The sequence below is a fragment of the Fructilactobacillus ixorae genome (assembly GCF_024029915.1).
GTDB lineage: Bacteria > Bacillota > Bacilli > Lactobacillales > Lactobacillaceae > Fructilactobacillus > Fructilactobacillus ixorae.
Genome location: NZ_CP097478.1, coordinates 33,176 through 50,632, shown reverse-complemented (window position 1 = coordinate 50,632; position 17,457 = coordinate 33,176). Strand labels below are relative to the sequence as shown.

Here is a 17,457-nt window from a genome sequence, read left to right as displayed (position 1 = left end):
GCGAAAATTAATCTGGCGAAACCAGACGTTGCGAATTCTAATAAAAGTGCTATTCTTAGAAAAAAGACAGAGCTTTAAGTTGGTTCAGAGAAACCACAAGCACGGTTATTTAACAGCAATTGAACTCCATAACCAAAGTGATTTTGTGTGCGCTGAACTTTCAGACCCTGCCTTAATCACTTTTTGATTTGGAGGAAGTCTTATGCACTTTAACCAGTTTACGAAATACCAAAAGCGGGTGTCCCTATCCACGGGCATCGGGTTTGTTCTCGAACGGATGGACTCCGCGTTCATTGGACTCGCGTTAGCGTCCATCATCGCTACCTTACATATCACCAAGGCCGAAGGGGGCTTAATTCCCTCGATTACTGCCATCGGCTCCCTCTTTGGGGGCATTGGCTTTGGAATCCTAGCCGATAAATTTGGCCGGGTCAAAACCCTCAGTTGGTCCATCTTCATCTACGCGCTTGGAACGGCTGGCATGGGGTTAACTAATTCGTTCTTTATGCTGTGTTTGTTCCGAATCATCATCGGTATCGGAACCAGTGGGGAATACGGAATCGCGCTCACAATGCTCAGTGAAGCCTTTGCGAAAAAATACATGGGGCGGATTTCGTCCGCCGCGGGAGTCGCTGGTCAACTTGGAGCCGTCCTGGCCTCGCTCCTAGCGGCCTTCATCATCCCTCACTATGGTTGGCACCTGCTCTTTTTCGTCGGCATTTTCCCCGTCATCTTAGCCTGGTTCATTCGCTTTCACCTGCCAGAAAGTGCTGACTTTAAGCACAATCACGAATTAGCGCAAACCAAAAAAGTCCAGCTCGGTGACGTATGGTCGCTCTTTTCCACGCCACACGAAGCCTCACTATCAATTCGGATCATCATCATGTTTCTGATTCACATTGCCGGTTACACCACGGTGATGAACTGGCTCCCCACGATTGCCCAGGAACGAATGCACGTGAACGTGGCTAGTTCGTCCGTGTGGATGGTCTTCACCATCATCGGCATGGCCGTCGGGATCTCTGTCTTTGGTTACTTACAAGACCACTTTGGCAGTCGCTTGGCCTTTGGAATCTATCTCTTAGGGTCTGCTGCCTCCGTGTACCTCTTAATCATGGCGCAAACTAAAATCGAATTTGTGGCCGCCGGTACCATCGTCGGGTTTCTGACCGATGGAATGTATAGCGGATATGGGGCCGTAGTTAGTAGCCTCTACCCCAGCAAGAACCGGGCCACAGCCAACAACACCATCATGTCGATTGCTAAAACGATTGGAACCTTTACCCCGGTTCTAATCGGGTTCATCATGGACGTTTCGACGATTACCATGGTGGTCGTCTTCATGAGTGGTTGTTATCTCGTGAGCTTCGTTGTCATGATGTCAATTAAACAACTACGGAAGGGACACCCACGTTATGCCAAAAACAATTAAAATTCTATCCACGAGTGACGTGCATGGCTACGTTTACCCGACCAACTACAGCACCAAGGATAACTATACGGGCATTGGCCTCTTAAAAGCCGGAACCATCATCAAGCAAGCCCGCGAACAGGCGCAACCAGACGAAATCGTGTTAGCCGTGGAAAATGGGGATCTAATCCAGGGATCCCCGCTCACCAGTTACTTAGCTGACCACCCGCAAGCTCCAACTGCCTTTCTCACCGGCATTACGAGCCAGATTGGTTATGATGCCGGCATCTTGGGTAATCACGAATTTAACTATGGATTAGAGTACCTCCGAGCTGCAGAAGCAGACCGTAATTATCCTCTTTTAAATGCCAACATTACCGGCGCTGAAGCCGAACACATCGCCGATGCTCCCTATCGAATCATTGAAATCCAGGGCGTTAAAATTGCCATCTTAGGCTTAACCACGGCCTTTATCCCGAACTGGGAAAAAGCCGCAAACATTGCGGGTTTAACCTTTGATTCCATTTTAACGGTTGCAAAGGATGTGGTGCCAAACCTCCGGCTCCAAGCTGATGTGGTGATTGTCGCTTACCACGGGGGGTTAGAAGCCGATCCAAAGACTGGTCAGCCCACCGAAGCAGCAACGGTCGAAAACGAGGGCTACCGGCTTTTAACGACCGTGCCCGGCATTGACGCCCTGATCACTGGACACCAACACCGGGAACTAGCTGGGACGATTAACCACGTCCCCTTCACCCAACCCGGGGTGCGGGGCAGCTACGTTGGCCAAATCACCCTGAATCTCGATGATGATCATCACGTAATCAATGGGACAAGCGCACTCTTAAAAACCGCAGACGTTGCCATTGATGAAACGTTACTTCCGGATCCCAAGGTCGAAAACCAGGTCCAGACCTGGCTCGAAGCCCCCGTGGGTACGGTTACCGGAGCCGACCTGCAAATTCATGATCCGATGCAAGCCCGCTTGCACGGTCATCCATACCTCACCTTAATTAATCAGGTCCAAATGGACGCACTTGGCGCGGACATCTCTGGAACTGCCCTGTTTAATAATGAAATTACTGGACTGAGCCCGCACGTTTCCATGCGCGAAATCATCAGTAATTATTCGTTTCCAAACGTGGCCGTTGCCGAACGAATCACGGGAAAAGAGTTGCGAGCCGCATTGGAACAATCAGCCACCTTTTTCACCGTCCAGGCCGGGCACATTGTCATCAACGAGGAATTCGTGAAACCAAAGTTACAACTGTATAACTACGACGTTTACAGTGGCATTGACTACGAATTTGACGTTGCACAACCGCTAGGGCATCGTGTTACTAACCTCAATTATCACGGTCAACCAGTAACCGACGAACAGGAATTAACGGTGGCCATGAACAACTACCGGGCCATCGGCGGCGGTAACTATCAGATGTTTTCGATTGATAAGGTCGTCAAACAGACCAGCGAAACAATCCCGAACTTAATGATTCAGTATCTGAAAGACCACGACCCCTATCATGCTACTGAACCGGATAATTTCCGGGTGCGGGCTAGTGAATCATAATAACCATAAATGAGAATAACATGAAAAAGGCTTAATTACGGTTTATGCTTTTCTTACGATAACGCTCACTCTAGCTTCATGTGACTCAGCTCGCAATAATCAAAATAAAAAAAGTAACCGATGAGGACTACAAATTTAATTATAATGGTTAATATTATCAAAAATACATTTGGTCAAGTGATTTAGATAAAATTCGTAAATGTATTTTTGACACTGATGCCATTAACTAATGTGAATGTGGTTAGTACCTTTTTTATAATTAGTGCAAATTCTATAATTGTTTCGAACACTAAATAAAATAAAAAAACAAAGTAATAGATTAAAATGGTAGTGACCAAACATACTAGTAAGGAGATATTACCTTTTAACATTTTCTGACTGCGGTAAGTTAGCACAATTAGTTAATGAAAGCCTTTCACTTCATGAAATGGCTGATAAACTAGTTTTTCCTAAATAAACGATTCATTATGAACCATCGCGAGTAACTCTTTATAATCCGTTATTAACTCAAGCTGATGCAGATTGTAAACGGTAAAAAAGGTGACAGAAAAACCCAATTAACCGCTTCGTTAAAACAGGTTGTGGAGAATCATTTGAAATTAACGTGATCACCGGCTTTGATTAACTGTTTTTATGAAGTAGCTATGGCCACCATCCATAATCTGTTAAACCGTGGTTTGCTTGATTTCAGTTTAGCTTGTTTACCTACTTAAAAACGATTAGTGGAGATTTCACAATTATGTTTGATTCATCTGATTGGTCAGGACTTTGGAATGAAAGGGTAAGTATATTAGGTTTGCTAAGATTAGGTGAAAGTAGTATCCCTTTTAGACTTTTTTCTCCGTTAATATTAGATGAAAATGGAGGAAAATTATCTAAGTCATTATATATAAATAATGAATATTATGACAAAAAATATAAGAACTTTTTAAACAGTGATATTATTTTAGATGATAAAAAATATTTTTTTAATTTATATAATGAAATGGAAAATTGGGTAAAAGACACAAAAAATTTTTGTAGAAATTATTTGGAGAAGATAATTAAAAATGATAAATAAAATTAGTGAAGTATATAATCCTCTTTTACCCACTCTTTTAATATCCATTCACAGAGAATACGTAGAAGAAATAAAAAAAGGATATAAGGTAGTTGAATATCGTAAATCTTTTTTTAAAGAACCATTTCAAGCTTTTATTTATACAAGTGGCAAAAATGGAGGAATTGAAGCATTTATACTTTGTGATCAACCTATTATTAGTGATGCAAAAAAACTAGCAAATATTGGGTCAATAATTGAAAATGATTCTTATAATGATATTTTTGATTACTTCAAAGAAAAGAATACTGGAGTTATCATTCCAATTATAGCTGTTTACCAAATTCATCCAATAAAATTAAATACACTTCGTAAGAAATTTGATAATTTCAATGCTCCCCAAAAATATACTTTTTTAGATAATACGAACAAGAAAAACATATTAGAGTATTTGCTAAGCAAAACGATAACAAAGTCCACTAAAAACAATTGGTCAAATTACTACAGGAAAATAAAAAATGAATTATAAATAATATGTATTTATTAGAGATTAATTTTGATGCTCAATCAAAATTAATCTTTTTGGCGCTTGGTCAAATGGTAATGATGAGTAAATAATTTAATAAATGAGTCTGAACCTAAGCGATGGAATCCTTAAAGGATTCTGTCGCCTTTTGTTTATAATTTTTTGAGAAATAGTTGTTTGAAAATGAGATGAGAATTCTAAGTCTGAAATTCTTGAAACTACGATGACCATAAGCGGTTCTATTGATAACATTGATTTTGTTATTAATTCCTTCTAAAGGACCATTACTGAAGGAATAAGTAAAGCTATTTTCAATTTCTTCTTGATGGCATTTTAATGTACGTCTGCCCTTTTTCATTGCTTCAGGAAGATTTTGATATTGATCTTGATGCTTAGCTGAATTAAGCAGATCGGCTAACTCCTGCTGATTATGCGTTTTGGTTACGATCTGAGTCATATCTTGATAGAAGTCATAAGCATCACGAAGTGATGGTGATAAGGAGAGTAATCTTTCTACAACTTCCGTATCAGTCAAACAAGCATATTGATAGTTTCTTCTTCGTTTGAAAACCTGATAGTCTAATTTTTCAACCTTTTTAAAAAGCAACTTGTATAAACTTTTTAATTGGCGGTATTTAGGGTTATTACTGACATACTCTTTCATGATTTTAATTAGTTCCTTATTTAACCGTGTAGGCCTGGTTAACAACATGAAAGCGGTCCGCTATGATTTGAGCTTAGGAAATACACTTTTGATTATGCCACGATAGGGAGAAAATAAATCTACGGTTACCGTTTTAACGGCGGCTCTAGCTAAGGTAAGGATGAATATCTTAGAAAATAATCCTCCAATAATCTACCATGTCTGCTTTGAATGATATCAATTAGTTGGTGTGTGTCTAAGTTCATCAGTGCGATGCTCATTCCGCTTAGCGACATTTTACCTGATTTAAAATCGTCAAAGGCAATATGTTGGGGTAAATATCGATAACCAGTTTTATGATACCTAGCTAAGCTTTCGGCTTGTATCATAACGGTATTCGTCGAGATAACAAAGTTTTTAGTTATTTGTTTCACGGTAATATCTCTTTGATTGTTATTACACATTCATAACAATTAACACCTTTTAGAGGATGGGAACATATCGTGGGTATCCGATATGTTATTTTTTATTTTCACTAATTATACAAAAAGGAAGAGCCATCTTTTTATTATGTCTATTTGTCAAATGATATTGATTAGTAAATAAATGCGTCTGTACTAGGTGATGTAATCCTAAATGTAATACTACATTTAGATAAAGGTAAATTTTTACTTTTTCTTATTGATGGTCTATCTTTTCTTTTGGGTAAGATTAAGTTAACTTTATAATTATATCCGTATTCTCTTACTCGTTTGAAAATAAATTTTAATTTTAACACATTGTAAAAATAATTATGCGGCTTCCCAGTCACGACCAACTAAAATTAGTCACCTAGCCCAATATGCTAGGTGACTAATTAATGATTATCTTATTGTTTCACATGAAACATTATTACAGACTCTCAGTCGTAAACGATTGATCCTCCAACATTTGTAAGATGGCCGAAACCGTATCCAGCGAGGTGAATAATGGGACTCCATCCGCAATGGCCGCGCTTCGGATCATGGCTCCGTCCCGCTCACTGCCCGGCGTGTTCGAGACCGTATTCACGACCATCTGGATTTGCTTAGCGACCATCATATCCAATAAGTCATGGTCAGCGCCCAGCTTCCCTACTGTTTGGACCGTGATTCCATGGTCCGCAAAGTACTTTGCGGTTCCCGGCGTAGCAAGAATCTGGTAGCCCAACGCGGCAAACCGTCGCGCTAACTGCGCCGTGTCTTCCTTATCCTCATCCTTCACAGTTAATAAGACCCGGCCGTGATCAGGAACGTGTAATTTGGCGGCTTCCAGCGCTTTGTACAACGCCTTCGGGAAGGTCCGATCGGAGCCCATCACTTCCCCCGTCGATTTCATTTCGGGTCCCAGCAGCGTATCCACATCGTTCAATTTCGAGAATGAGAAGACTGGGGCTTTAACGTGCACCAGTTTGCCTTCAGGGGCCAACCCCGAGTGATACCCCTGGCTGGCTAACCGCTCGCCAAGAATGGCTTGAGTAGCTACCTGAGCCATTGGAATCCCGGTGACCTTACTGAGGAACGGAACCGTCCGACTTGCCCGCGGGTTCACTTCGATTACGTAGGCCTGGTCGTCATGTACCACGAACTGAATGTTCATGAGGCCCACACAGTGTAACTCCAGCGCTAGCTTTTCCGTATCCGCTACGATTTGTTGTTTAACGCGTTCTGACAACGTTTGGGATGGATAAACGGCCATTGAATCTCCGGAGTGGACTCCGGCTCGTTCAATGTGTTCCATGATGCCCGGAATCAGCACCGTCTTACCATCACTGATGGCATCCACTTCACATTCTTTTCCGGTCAGATACTGGTCAATTAACACGGGGTGATCGTGTGATACTCGGACCGCATTTTCCATGTAATTTTCCAGGTCTTCGCGCCGTCGGACAATCTCCATAGCCCGCCCACCGAGCACGTAACTCGGACGCACTAGCACTGGATACCCAATTTGATCAGCAATTTGGAGCGCCGTAGCTGGATCCGTAGCGGTGCCTCCCACTGGTTGCGGAATACCTAACTTTTTGATAACTTGGTCAAATTCATCCCGATCTTCAGCCCGATTCACATCGGCCACGCTGGTTCCCAGGATCTTAACTCCGTGCTCTGCCAGTGGTTCCGCGAGGTTGATGGCCGTTTGCCCTCCAAACTGAACCACGACTCCAAGGGGTTGTTCCAAATCAATCACGTTGAGCACTTCTTCCACCGTCAGCGGTTCAAAGTACAGTTTGTCAGAAATGGAAGCATCCGTCGAAACGGTCTCCGGGTTATTGTTCATGATGATGGCTTCGTAGCCCGCCTGCTTGATCGCTTCGACGGAATGCACTGTAGCGTAGTCAAACTCGACTCCCTGACCAATCCGGATTGGTCCCGAACCTAAGACTAGGACCGCTGGTTTCTGACTAACCTGACTCTCATTTTCCCATTCATAAGTACTGTAAAAGTACGGCGTTTGCGATTCAAACTCACCGGCACAGGTATCAACCATCTTATAAACTGGAACAATCCCATTTTCCAATCGACGCGTCCGAATCGCCGTTTCAGACTGGTCCCATAGTCGGGCAATCGTGGCATCGGAAAAGCCGTACCGCTTGGCTTCCCTTAAAGTCGCCAGGTCTCCCGGTGTCGCAGCTAAGGCTTGGCTAAGCTCCAAGATGTGCAACAACTTATCCAAAAAGAAAATGTGAATCTTCGTCAGGGTTGCTAACTGGTCAATGGAAAACCCTCGGCGCAGGGCTTCGAACAGGTAAAAGAGGCGATCATCACGAGCCGCAACTAACCCTGCTTCTAACTCTGCCTGACTCAAGGCATGCAAAGCGGGATCATCAAGATCCTTTAAATCGATGTCTAACGACCGCACGGCCTTTAGGATGGAGCCTTCAACCGTTCGTTCAATCGCCATGACTTCCCCGGTGGCCTTCATTTGCGTGCCGAGGTGGCGGTCTGCCTGGGTAAACTTATCAAACGGCCAGCGGGGAATTTTGCAAACCACATAATCTAGGGCAGGCTCAAATTCAGCGTAGGTCGTCCCCGTGACGGGGTTCATGATTTCATCCAGGTTTAACCCAACCGCAATTTTGGCGGCAATCCGGGCAATCGGATAGCCGGTCGCCTTGGAAGCTAACGCACTGGACCGACTCACCCGGGGGTTTACTTCAATCACATAGTAGTGACTACTGTTTGGATCCAAGGCCAACTGAACGTTACAACCCCCTTCAATTTTTAGGGCGCGAATAATGCGTAACGCAGCGTCCCGCAGCATTTGGACCTCATCATCCGAGAGGGTTTGCGTGGGGGCAAAAACGATCGAATCCCCCGTGTGAATGCCAACCGGGTCAAAGTTTTCCATGTTGCAGACCACCATTGCGTTATCCGCATGGTCGCGCATCACTTCAAACTCAATTTCCTTGTAGCCAGCGATACTTTGTTCAATTAAGACCTGAGTCACCGGTGATAGTTCCAGCCCGTTGGCGGCAATTTCTGCCAACTGCGCTTCGTCGTGGGCAATTCCCCCGCCAGTGCCCCCCATCGTAAAAGCCGGCCGGACAATCACGGGATAGCCGTGTTGTTTAGCAAAGGCCAGGGCCTGCTCCGTGGTGGTTGCAATCGTGGATTCTGGCACTGGTTCTCCAAGTTCGCGCATCAAATCCCGGAATTGTTCCCGGTCTTCGGCTTCGTTGATAGCCGCTAGATCCGTTCCGAGCAGTTGAATCTGCAGTTCATCTAACACCCCGGCGTCGGAAAGTTCCTTGGCCATGTTCAACCCCTGCTGTCCCCCCAAGGTCGGAAGAATGGCATCCGGACGCTCCTTACGTAACACCCGCGTAACGAACTCGAGGGTTAACGGTTCAATGTACACTTCATCGGCCACCTCTCGATCCGTCATAATCGTTGCCGGATTGGAGTTTACCAAGACTACTTCATAGCCCAATTCTTTCAGAGCCAGGCAGGCCTGGGTTCCAGAGTAATCAAATTCAGCGGCTTGTCCAATAATGATTGGGCCAGAGCCAATTACCATGATTTTTTTAACGTCCGTTCTTTGGGGCATGTTCGTCACCTTTCTCTATTTCTGCACGGGATTTTGATCAATTAGATCCATGAATTTATCAAATAAGTAGTCGGCGTCGTGGGGACCTGGAGCAGCATCCGGGTGAAACTGCGCCGAAAACGCCGGAAATTGTTGGTGTTGTAAGCCTTCCACACAGTGATCGTTAATCTCTTCTAGGAGTACATCTAGAGCGGTCGCTGCTAACGAGTCCCGTTCGACCATGTAGCCGTGGTTTTGCGAGGTAAAATCAATCCGCCCGGTCACTAAGTTTCGAACTGGATGATTGAAACCCCGATGCCCAAACTTCATTTTGGTCGTGGTCGCTCCGTTCGCCAGTGCAAAGAGTTGGTGTCCCATGCAGATGCCGAACAAGGGATATTTTTGCTCTACGGTGCTAATCATGTTCAAGGTCCGTTCTGGAACCGCTGTCGGGTCCCCGGGGCCGTTAGTTAACAAGACCCCATCGGGATAAACTGCTTCAACGTCTTGAACCGTTGCCGTTGGTGGTAACACCACTACGTCACAGTTCCGCTTGGCCAGTTCCCGCAAAATCGAATACTTCAATCCAAAGTCAATCACGGCAATTCGCCGGCCGGTTGCAGGGGCCGAGTAGGCATTGTGAGTCGCACTTTCATTGATTGCCTGCGGATCACGCGACCAAGCTCGTACCCGCGCCAGAGTTGGCTCTTGCACGTCGTTGACGAGCGCGGCTTTCATTGCCCCGAATTGACGAATGTGTCGGGTGACCGCCCGGGTGTCAATCTCGCTAATTCCCGGGATGTCGTGTTGGGCCAAATAATCAGCCAACGACATCGTCATCCGCCAGTTCGTGGTGCGCCGCGCTACTTCGCGAACCACCACTCCCTGACAGGTTGGAACCTGTGACTCTAAGTTATCGCGATTAACCCCGTAATTGCCGATTAACGGGTTGGTAAACATCAAAATCTCATTGTTATAAGATTGATCGGTAATGGATTGTTGGTATCCAGACATTCCCGTGCTAAAAACCAGTTCGCCGATACTCTCGCGCTCACTACCAAAGGCCGTCCCGGTGTAAATCGTGCCGTCCTCTAAGACTAAATACCGTGCTGTCACAACAAGTCCTCCTCTGCCCTTTTCCAATAAAAAAAGCTACTCCACGGTCTCCGGGAGTAGCTAAATTGAATTCATAATAAGCCTGAACCTCAATTGGTTTCTCACCGGAAACGATTAATTGATTAGATTAGTGTGGGCGTTGGGCTCCCACGCTTGGTTAGTTTCACGGAACTAACTTACAAGCGCTGGTTACATTGCCAACCACCACAAGGTTTAATTTATCCTAGCATATCATCAAAGCTAAAAATGTCAATCTTTCTTTAGTTAGGACGCTGCTTTTTGCTTAACCTGCTGGTAATAAGTCGTCGCCTTGTGGGCATCAAATTCATGCTCAGAACTCCCAATCACGACGGTTGCTAACGAATTGCCAACCACGTTCACGGCGGTCCGACCCATGTCGATAAACCGATCGATTCCCGCAATAAAGGTTAACCCAGACATCGGAACTCCAATCGTTGAAACCGTGGCCAAGAGAACCACAAATGAAGCCCCTGGGACCCCTGCCATTCCTTTTGAAGTAATCATCAACACGAGCATTAACGTGATTTGCTGTCCGAGCGAGAGCTGGATATTATAAGCCTGGGCAAGAAACAGGGCAGCAATTGATTGATAAATGGCTGAGCCATCCAGGTTAAATGTATATCCGGTTGGAATTACAAATGAAACAATCGAGGGACTCACCCCAAAGTGATCCATTTTTTCAATCATCTTCGGCATTACTGCTTCTGAACTAGCGGTCGAAAAGGCCAGGACAATTTCATTTTTAATGACCACTAACAGTTCGTACAGTTTAAAGTGACAGAGGCGCGCCACAATTCCCATGATGAACAGGACAAAGAAAATCATGGTTAGGTAAACCAACAATACAAAGTAGCCCAAGGGTAATAAGGCCCCAATCCCTAATTCGGCGAGAGTGACTCCAATCAGCGCACAGACCCCAATTGGAGCCAGGTGCATTACCCAGTTTGTAATTTTAAACATGACCTGCGACACTGCCGTCATAAAATCAATGATAATTTGGCCACGTTCCCCAAGCGCGGCTGTTCCTAACCCAAAGAAGACCGAAAAGACAATGACCGGCATCATATCACCCTTGGCAAGGGAAGCAAAAATATTCGTGGGAATCAAACCAATTAACATCGACCACAAGCCCTCATTTTTAGAGTGTTGGGCGGTCGAGACGTACTTGCTAATATCGACCGAGGAATGCATTGCGTGGACGTCAATGAACGATCCGGGATGGGCTACGTTAGCAACTACCAATCCAATGATAATCGCCACGGTCGTCATCAATTCGAAGTAAATTAACGTCTTCCCCCCAATCCGACCAACTTTCCGAATGTCACCCATACTGGCAATCCCAACCGTTAAACACGAAACGACGATTGGCAATACGATCATTTGGATTAACCCAATGAACATGGTTCCAATGCTTTGCATCGCTGTGATGGCCGTTTGATTCTTATAAAAGACTACTCCCAGGATAATCCCCAGCAATAATCCCAGCATAATTTGCCATCCTAATGTAATCCGAAAAAAATGTTTCTGTTTCATCATCCTGGCTCCTTTATTCTGAACAATTGCCTTGATTATACAATAATTAGTTAGCTTTCACAAAAATACAAAAAAAGCGCCTTCGAATTACTTCGAAAGCGCCGTTTAATTGGCGTGGCAACGTCCTATCCTCGCAGGGGGCGATCCCCCAACTACTTTTGGCGTGCTAAAGCTTAACTACTGTGTTCGGCATGGGAACAGGTGTATCCTTTAGGCTATCGCCACCACACGACTGAGTGAACTTCGTTCCCTCAAAACTAGCTAATATTATTTCCTGCTGAGTCACCATTGCACTTCTTTGGTTAAGTCCTCGACTGATTAGTATTAGTCCGCTTCACGTATCACTACGCTTCCACTTCTAACCTATCGACCTGATCATCTTTCAGGAGTCTTACTTCCATATAGGAATGGGAAATCTCATCTTGAGGCGAGTTTCACACTTAGATGCTTTCAGCGTTTATCTCATCCATACATAGCTACTCAGCAATGCGCCGGGCGGCGCAACTGATACACCAGCGGTATGTCCATCCCGGTCCTCTCGTACTAGGGACAGCTCCTCGCAAATTTCCTGCGCCCGCGACGGATAGGGACCGAACTGTCTCACGACGTTCTGAACCCAGCTCGCGTACCGCTTTAATGGGCGAACAGCCCAACCCTTGGGACCAACTACAGCCCCAGGATGCGATGAGCCGACATCGAGGTGCCAAACCTCCCCGTCGATGTGAACTCTTGGGGGAGATAAGCCTGTTATCCCCAGGGTAGCTTTTATCCGTTGAGCGATGGCCCTTCCATACGGTACCACCGGATCACTAAGTCCGACTTTCGTCCCTGCTCGACTAGTCAGTCTCGCAGTCAAGCTTGCTTCTGCCTTTACACTTACAGAATGATTTCCAACCATTCTAAGCAAACCTTTGAGCGCCTCCGTTACTATTTAGGAGGCGACCGCCCCAGTCAAACTGCCAACCAGACACTGTCTCCGAGCACGCTAAGTGCTCAGGGTTAGAGTGTTCACATAGCCAGGGTAGTATCCCACGGGTGCCTCCACCGAGACTAGCGTCCCGGTTTCAATGGCTCCTACCTATCCTGTACAAGCTATGTAAACACCCAATATCAAGCTACAGTAAAGCTCCATGGGGTCTTTCCGTCCTGTCGCGGGTAACCTGCTTCTTCACAGGTATCTTAATTTCACCGAGTCTCTCGTTGAGACAGTACTCAAATCGTTACGCCTTTCGTGCGGGTCGGAACTTACCCGACAAGGAATTTCGCTACCTTAGGACCGTTATAGTTACGGCCGCCGTTTACTGGGGCTTCATTTCGAGGCGTCGCCGAAGCTAACCTTTCCACTTAACCTTCCAGCACCGGGCAGGCGTCAGCCCATATACTTCATCTTACGATTTTGCATAAACCTGTGTTTTTGATAAACAGTCGTTTGAGTCTCTTCACTGCGGCTGACCTGACGGTCAGCACCCCTTCTTCCGAAGTTACGGGGTCATTTTGCCGAGTTCCTTAACGAGAGTTCTCTCGCTCACCTGAGGATACTCTCCTCGACTACCTGTGTCGGTTTGCGGTACGGGTAGTTAATTACTAACTAGAAGCTTTTCTCGGCAGCGTGACATCGGTTCCTTCTCTACTTTAATTTCGATCCTCATCATCGCTTGTCAACCCGGTCAGAAGCATTTCACTCCTCACCTGACTTACGATTTGAACATACCTTTCCAATCGTATGCTAAACCTAGCCTTCTGCGTCCCTCCATCGTTCCAACATAATTAACTAGTACAGGAATCTCAACCTGTTATCCATCGCCTACGCTTCTCAGCCTCGGCTTAGGTCCCGACTAACCCTGGGAGGACGAGCCTTCCCCAGGAAACCTTAGTCATTCGGTGGATCAGATTCTCACTGATCTTTCGCTACTCATACCGGCATTCTCACTTCTAAGCGCTCCAACAGTCCTTCCGGTCTGCCTTCATCGCCCTTAGAACGCTCTCCTATCACGCAACGTAGTTGCGTCCGCAGTCTCGGTAAGATGCTTAGCCCCGGTAAATTTTCGGCGCAGAATCACTCGACTAGTGAGCTATTACGCACTCTTTAAATGGTGGCTGCTTCTGAGCCAACATCCTAGTTGTCTAAGCAACTCCACTTCCTTTTCCACTTAGCATCTATTTAGGGACCTTAACTGGCGGTCTGGGCTGTCCCCCTTTCGACGATGGATCTTATCACTCATCGTCTGACTCCCGGACATAAATCAATGGTATTCGGAGTTTATCTGAACTCAGTAATCCAAGACGGACCCCTCGCTCAAACAGTGGCTCTACCTCCATGATTCTAATTCCGAGGCTAGCCCTAAAGCTATTTCGGAGAGAACCAGCTATCTCCAAGTTCGTTTGGAATTTCACCGCTATCCACACCTCATCCCAGCACTTTTCAACGTACACGGGTTCGGACCTCCGGTGCGTATTACCGCACTTTCATCCTGGACATGGATAGATCACCTGGTTTCGGGTCTACGGCAACATACTAATTCGCCCGCTTAAGACTCGCTTTCGCTACGGCTCCGCTTCTTCGGCTTAACCTTGCATGCAACTGTAACTCGCCGGTTCATTCTACAAGAGGCACGCTATCACCCATAAACGGGCTCTAACTGCTTGTAGGCACATGGTTGCAGGAACTATTTCACTCCCCTTCCGGGGTGCTTTTCACCTTTCCCTCACGGTACTGGTTCACTATCGGTCACTAGGGAGTATTTAGCCTTGGGAGATGGTCCTCCCGGATTCCGACGCCGTTTCACGTGTGGCGCCGTACTCAGGATCATGAACTGAGGGAATTCAATTTCGCTTACGAGACTATCACTCTCTTTGGTGCAGCTTCCCAACTGCTTCAGCTATCAAATTCTTTTGTAACTCAAATGTTCAGTCCTACAACCCCGAACCACGAAGGTTCGGTTTGGGCTATTCCCAGTTCGCTCGCCGCTACTATGGGAATCGAAATTTCTTTATCTTCCTGTGGGTACTTAGATGTTTCAGTTCCCCACGTCTACCTCTCCGCAGCTATGAATTCACTACGCAGTGATTAGTCATGACACTAATCGAGTTTCCTCATTCGGAAATCTCCGGATCACAGCTTACTTACAGCTCCCCGAAGCATATCGGTGTTAGTTCCGTCCTTCATCGGCTCCTAGTACCAAGGCATTCACCATGCGCCCTTCTTAACTTAACCTATAATCCTACGGATTATAAATCATTGAGTTTAGCGATCAAACACATTAAAAAACTCAAATTACACAATGGTTGTTCTCGGTTGAAATTATATTAACAATATAATTCTTACAGAAAATAATATTATCTAGTTTTCAAAGAACCAAGTGGTACTAAAGTCAGTACCAATGGAGAATAGCGGGATCGAACCGCTGACCTCCTGCTTGCAAAGCAGGTGCTCTCCCAGCTGAGCTAATTCCCCAAAAGGTTAAATTGTAATGCCGAACCCGTCGGCGATGGGCCTAAGTGGACTCGAACCACCGACCTCACGCTTATCAGGCGTGCGCTCTAAACCAGCTGAGCTATAGGCCCAAAAAGCGCGAATATCATGTGAGAGTAATCCTCTCAAAACTAAACAAGACTTTGATTGGTGTAAGGTTCCGTATTATTCCTTAGAAAGGAGGTGATCCAGCCGCAGGTTCTCCTACGGCTACCTTGTTACGACTTCACCCTAATCATCTGTCCCACCTTAGGCGGCGGACTCCTAACGGTTATCCAACCGACTTTGGGTGTTACAAACTCTCATGGTGTGACGGGCGGTGTGTACAAGACCCGGGAACGTATTCACCGTGGCATGCTGATCCACGATTACTAGCGATTCCAACTTCATGCAGGCGAGTTGCAGCCTGCAATCCGAACTGAGAACGGCTTTAAGAGATTAGCTTGACCTCGCGGTTTCGCAACTCGTTGTACCGTCCATTGTAGCACGTGTGTAGCCCAGGTCATAAGGGGCATGATGATTTGACGTCATCCCCACCTTCCTCCGGTTTATCACCGGCAGTCTCTCTAGAGTGCCCAACTGAATGCTGGCAACTAAAGACAAGGGTTGCGCTCGTTGCGGGACTTAACCCAACATCTCACGACACGAGCTGACGACAACCATGCACCACCTGTCATTCTGCCCCCGAAGGGGACACCTAATCTCTTAGGCTAACAGAAGATGTCAAGACCTGGTAAGGTTCTTCGCGTAGCATCGAATTAAACCACATGCTCCACCGCTTGTGCGGGTCCCCGTCAATTCCTTTGAGTTTCAACCTTGCGGTCGTACTCCCCAGGCGGAATGCTTAATGCGTTAGCTCCGGCACTGAGAGGCGGAAACCTCCCAACACCTAGCATTCATCGTTTACGGCATGGACTACCAGGGTATCTAATCCTGTTTGCTACCCATGCTTTCGAGCCTCAGCGTCAGATGCAGACTAGACAGCCGCCTTCGCCACTGGTGTTCCTTCATATATCTACGCATTTCACCGCTACACATGAAGTTCCACTGTCCTCTTCTGCACTCAAGTTTCCCAGTTTCCGATGCACTTCTTCGGTTAAGCCGAAGGCTTTCACATCAGACTTAAAAAACCGCCTGCGCTCGCTTTACGCCCAATAAATCCGGACAACGTTTGCCACCTACGTATTACCGCGGCTGCTGGCACGTAGTTAGCCGTGACTTTCTGGTTAGATACCGTCACGCCGTGAGCAGTTGCTCTCACAGTCGTTCTTCTCTAACAACAGAGTTTTACGAGCCGAAACCCTTCTTCACTCACGCGGCGTTGCTCCATCAGACTTGCGTCCATTGTGGAAGATTCCCTACTGCTGCCTCCCGTAGGAGTATGGGCCGTGTCTCAGTCCCATTGTGGCAGATTACCCTCTCAGGTCTGCTACGTATCATCGCCTTGGTGAGCTATTATCTCACCAACTAGCTAATACGCCGCGGGTCCATCCAAAAGCACTAGCACCAAGGCCAGCTTTCAAACTAAAACCATGTGGTTTTAGTTGTTATACGGTATTAGCATCTGTTTCCAGGTGTTATCCCCTACTTCTGGGCAGGTTACCCACGTGTTACTCACCAGTTCGCCACTCGGTCCAATCTAAAATCCAACCCGTGCAAGCACGGGTTGTCAATTAGGAGACCGCGTTCGACTTGCATGTATTAGGCACGCCGCCAACGTTCGTCCTGAGCCAGGATCAAACTCTCATTTTAAATGAGAACTTTACTAGCTCTCCTTGATTTGTTGCTTTAAGCGAATTGACTTCGCAATTGTTTAATTTTTAAACTCACGTTTAAAAATTCCTTACACTTTTGTAATCAAAATCTTGTTCAGTTTTCAAAGAACTACTCCGCACTGCTCTTCAGCGCATAAATAATCATATCGCGTTTGTTAAGCATTGTCAAGCACTTTTTGAAGATTCTCACGAAAGTTTCAAAAAGTCAGCCGACCGTTCTTAACGAACGATTACTACTATATCGTCCTCACTTCTAAATGTCAACCCTTTAGTCAAAAAAAGTCAAAAAATTATTTGACTCCCTGCC

Annotated in this window: 8 protein-coding genes, 2 tRNA genes and 3 rRNA genes; 4 read left to right on the top strand and 9 right to left on the bottom strand. The window is 46.0% G+C overall.

The annotated features are described in order from the left end of the window. Nucleotides 1–202 precede the first annotated feature (202 nt). From M8332_RS00210 to M8332_RS00195, 4 genes are all read left to right on the top strand, one after another. Nucleotides 203–1,432 carry an MFS transporter gene (locus M8332_RS00210; RefSeq protein ID WP_252780140.1) on the top strand — a complete coding sequence of 410 codons (1,230 nt, stop codon included), beginning with the start codon at nt 203–205 and terminating at the stop codon, nt 1,430–1,432. Beyond that, nucleotides 1,416–2,981 (top strand): bifunctional metallophosphatase/5'-nucleotidase, encoded by a 1,566-nt coding sequence (locus tag M8332_RS00205; protein WP_252780139.1) that lies wholly within the window; start codon nt 1,416–1,418, stop codon nt 2,979–2,981. The genes M8332_RS00210 and M8332_RS00205 overlap by 17 nt, the downstream gene beginning before the upstream one ends. A 739-nt stretch (nt 2,982–3,720) precedes the next feature. Then, nucleotides 3,721–4,041 carry a hypothetical protein gene (locus tag M8332_RS00200; protein WP_252780138.1) on the top strand — a complete coding sequence of 107 codons (321 nt, stop codon included), beginning with the start codon at nt 3,721–3,723 and terminating at the stop codon, nt 4,039–4,041. Then, nucleotides 4,031–4,549, top strand: coding sequence for a hypothetical protein (locus tag M8332_RS00195; protein WP_252780137.1), 519 nt, complete (start codon nt 4,031–4,033; stop codon nt 4,547–4,549). Before M8332_RS00200 ends, M8332_RS00195 begins: the two co-directional genes overlap by 11 nt. A gap of 109 nt (nt 4,550–4,658) precedes the next feature. On the opposite strand, the gene M8332_RS00190 is transcribed toward M8332_RS00195, so the two are convergent. The 9 genes from M8332_RS00190 to M8332_RS00150 form a co-directional block, all read right to left on the bottom strand. Then, the gene (locus tag M8332_RS00190; RefSeq protein WP_252780136.1) at nt 4,659–5,210 is read right to left on the bottom strand and encodes a transposase; all 552 of its coding nucleotides are present in this window, start codon (nt 5,208–5,210) and stop codon (nt 4,659–4,661) included. A gap of 870 nt (nt 5,211–6,080) precedes the next feature. Continuing rightward, on the bottom strand, nt 6,081–9,254 hold the full coding sequence (gene carB / locus M8332_RS00185) for a carbamoyl-phosphate synthase large subunit (protein WP_252780135.1): 3,174 nt from the start codon (nt 9,252–9,254) through the stop codon (nt 6,081–6,083). A gap of 15 nt (nt 9,255–9,269) precedes the next feature. Beyond that, nucleotides 9,270–10,349 carry a carbamoyl phosphate synthase small subunit gene (locus M8332_RS00180; RefSeq protein WP_252780134.1) on the bottom strand — a complete coding sequence of 360 codons (1,080 nt, stop codon included), beginning with the start codon at nt 10,347–10,349 and terminating at the stop codon, nt 9,270–9,272. A gap of 264 nt (nt 10,350–10,613) precedes the next feature. Then, nucleotides 10,614–11,903 carry a cation:dicarboxylate symporter family transporter gene (locus M8332_RS00175; RefSeq protein ID WP_252780760.1) on the bottom strand — a complete coding sequence of 430 codons (1,290 nt, stop codon included), beginning with the start codon at nt 11,901–11,903 and terminating at the stop codon, nt 10,614–10,616. A gap of 112 nt (nt 11,904–12,015) precedes the next feature. Then, nucleotides 12,016–12,132, bottom strand: a 5S ribosomal RNA gene (rrf, locus tag M8332_RS00170). 69 nt (nt 12,133–12,201) lie between these two features. After that, a 23S ribosomal RNA gene (locus tag M8332_RS00165) occupies nt 12,202–15,117 on the bottom strand. Nucleotides 15,118–15,284: 167 nt separating this feature from the next. Continuing rightward, nucleotides 15,285–15,357, bottom strand: a tRNA-Ala gene (locus M8332_RS00160). A gap of 35 nt (nt 15,358–15,392) precedes the next feature. Continuing rightward, nucleotides 15,393–15,467: transfer RNA gene (locus tag M8332_RS00155), tRNA-Ile, on the bottom strand. A gap of 84 nt (nt 15,468–15,551) precedes the next feature. Continuing rightward, a 16S ribosomal RNA gene (locus tag M8332_RS00150) occupies nt 15,552–17,127 on the bottom strand. Together the 16S, 23S and 5S rRNA genes with 2 tRNA genes alongside form the textbook arrangement of a ribosomal RNA operon. Nucleotides 17,128–17,457: the final 330 nt, after the last annotated feature.

What these genes read in the sequence shown, in the direction of transcription:
- M8332_RS00210 (WP_252780140.1), top strand. Translation starts at nt 203, where the DNA reads ATGCACTTTAACCAGTTTACGAAATACCAAAAGCGGGTGTCCCTATCC.
- M8332_RS00205 (WP_252780139.1), top strand. Translation starts at nt 1,416, where the DNA reads ATGCCAAAAACAATTAAAATTCTATCCACGAGTGACGTGCATGGCTAC.
- M8332_RS00200 (WP_252780138.1), top strand. Translation starts at nt 3,721, where the DNA reads ATGTTTGATTCATCTGATTGGTCAGGACTTTGGAATGAAAGGGTAAGT.
- M8332_RS00195 (WP_252780137.1), top strand. Translation starts at nt 4,031, where the DNA reads ATGATAAATAAAATTAGTGAAGTATATAATCCTCTTTTACCCACTCTT.
- M8332_RS00190 (WP_252780136.1), bottom strand. Translation starts at nt 5,210, where the DNA reads ATGAAAGAGTATGTCAGTAATAACCCTAAATACCGCCAATTAAAAAGT.
- carB (WP_252780135.1), bottom strand. Translation starts at nt 9,254, where the DNA reads ATGCCCCAAAGAACGGACGTTAAAAAAATCATGGTAATTGGCTCTGGC.
- M8332_RS00175 (WP_252780760.1), bottom strand. Translation starts at nt 11,903, where the DNA reads ATGAAACAGAAACATTTTTTTCGGATTACATTAGGATGGCAAATTATG.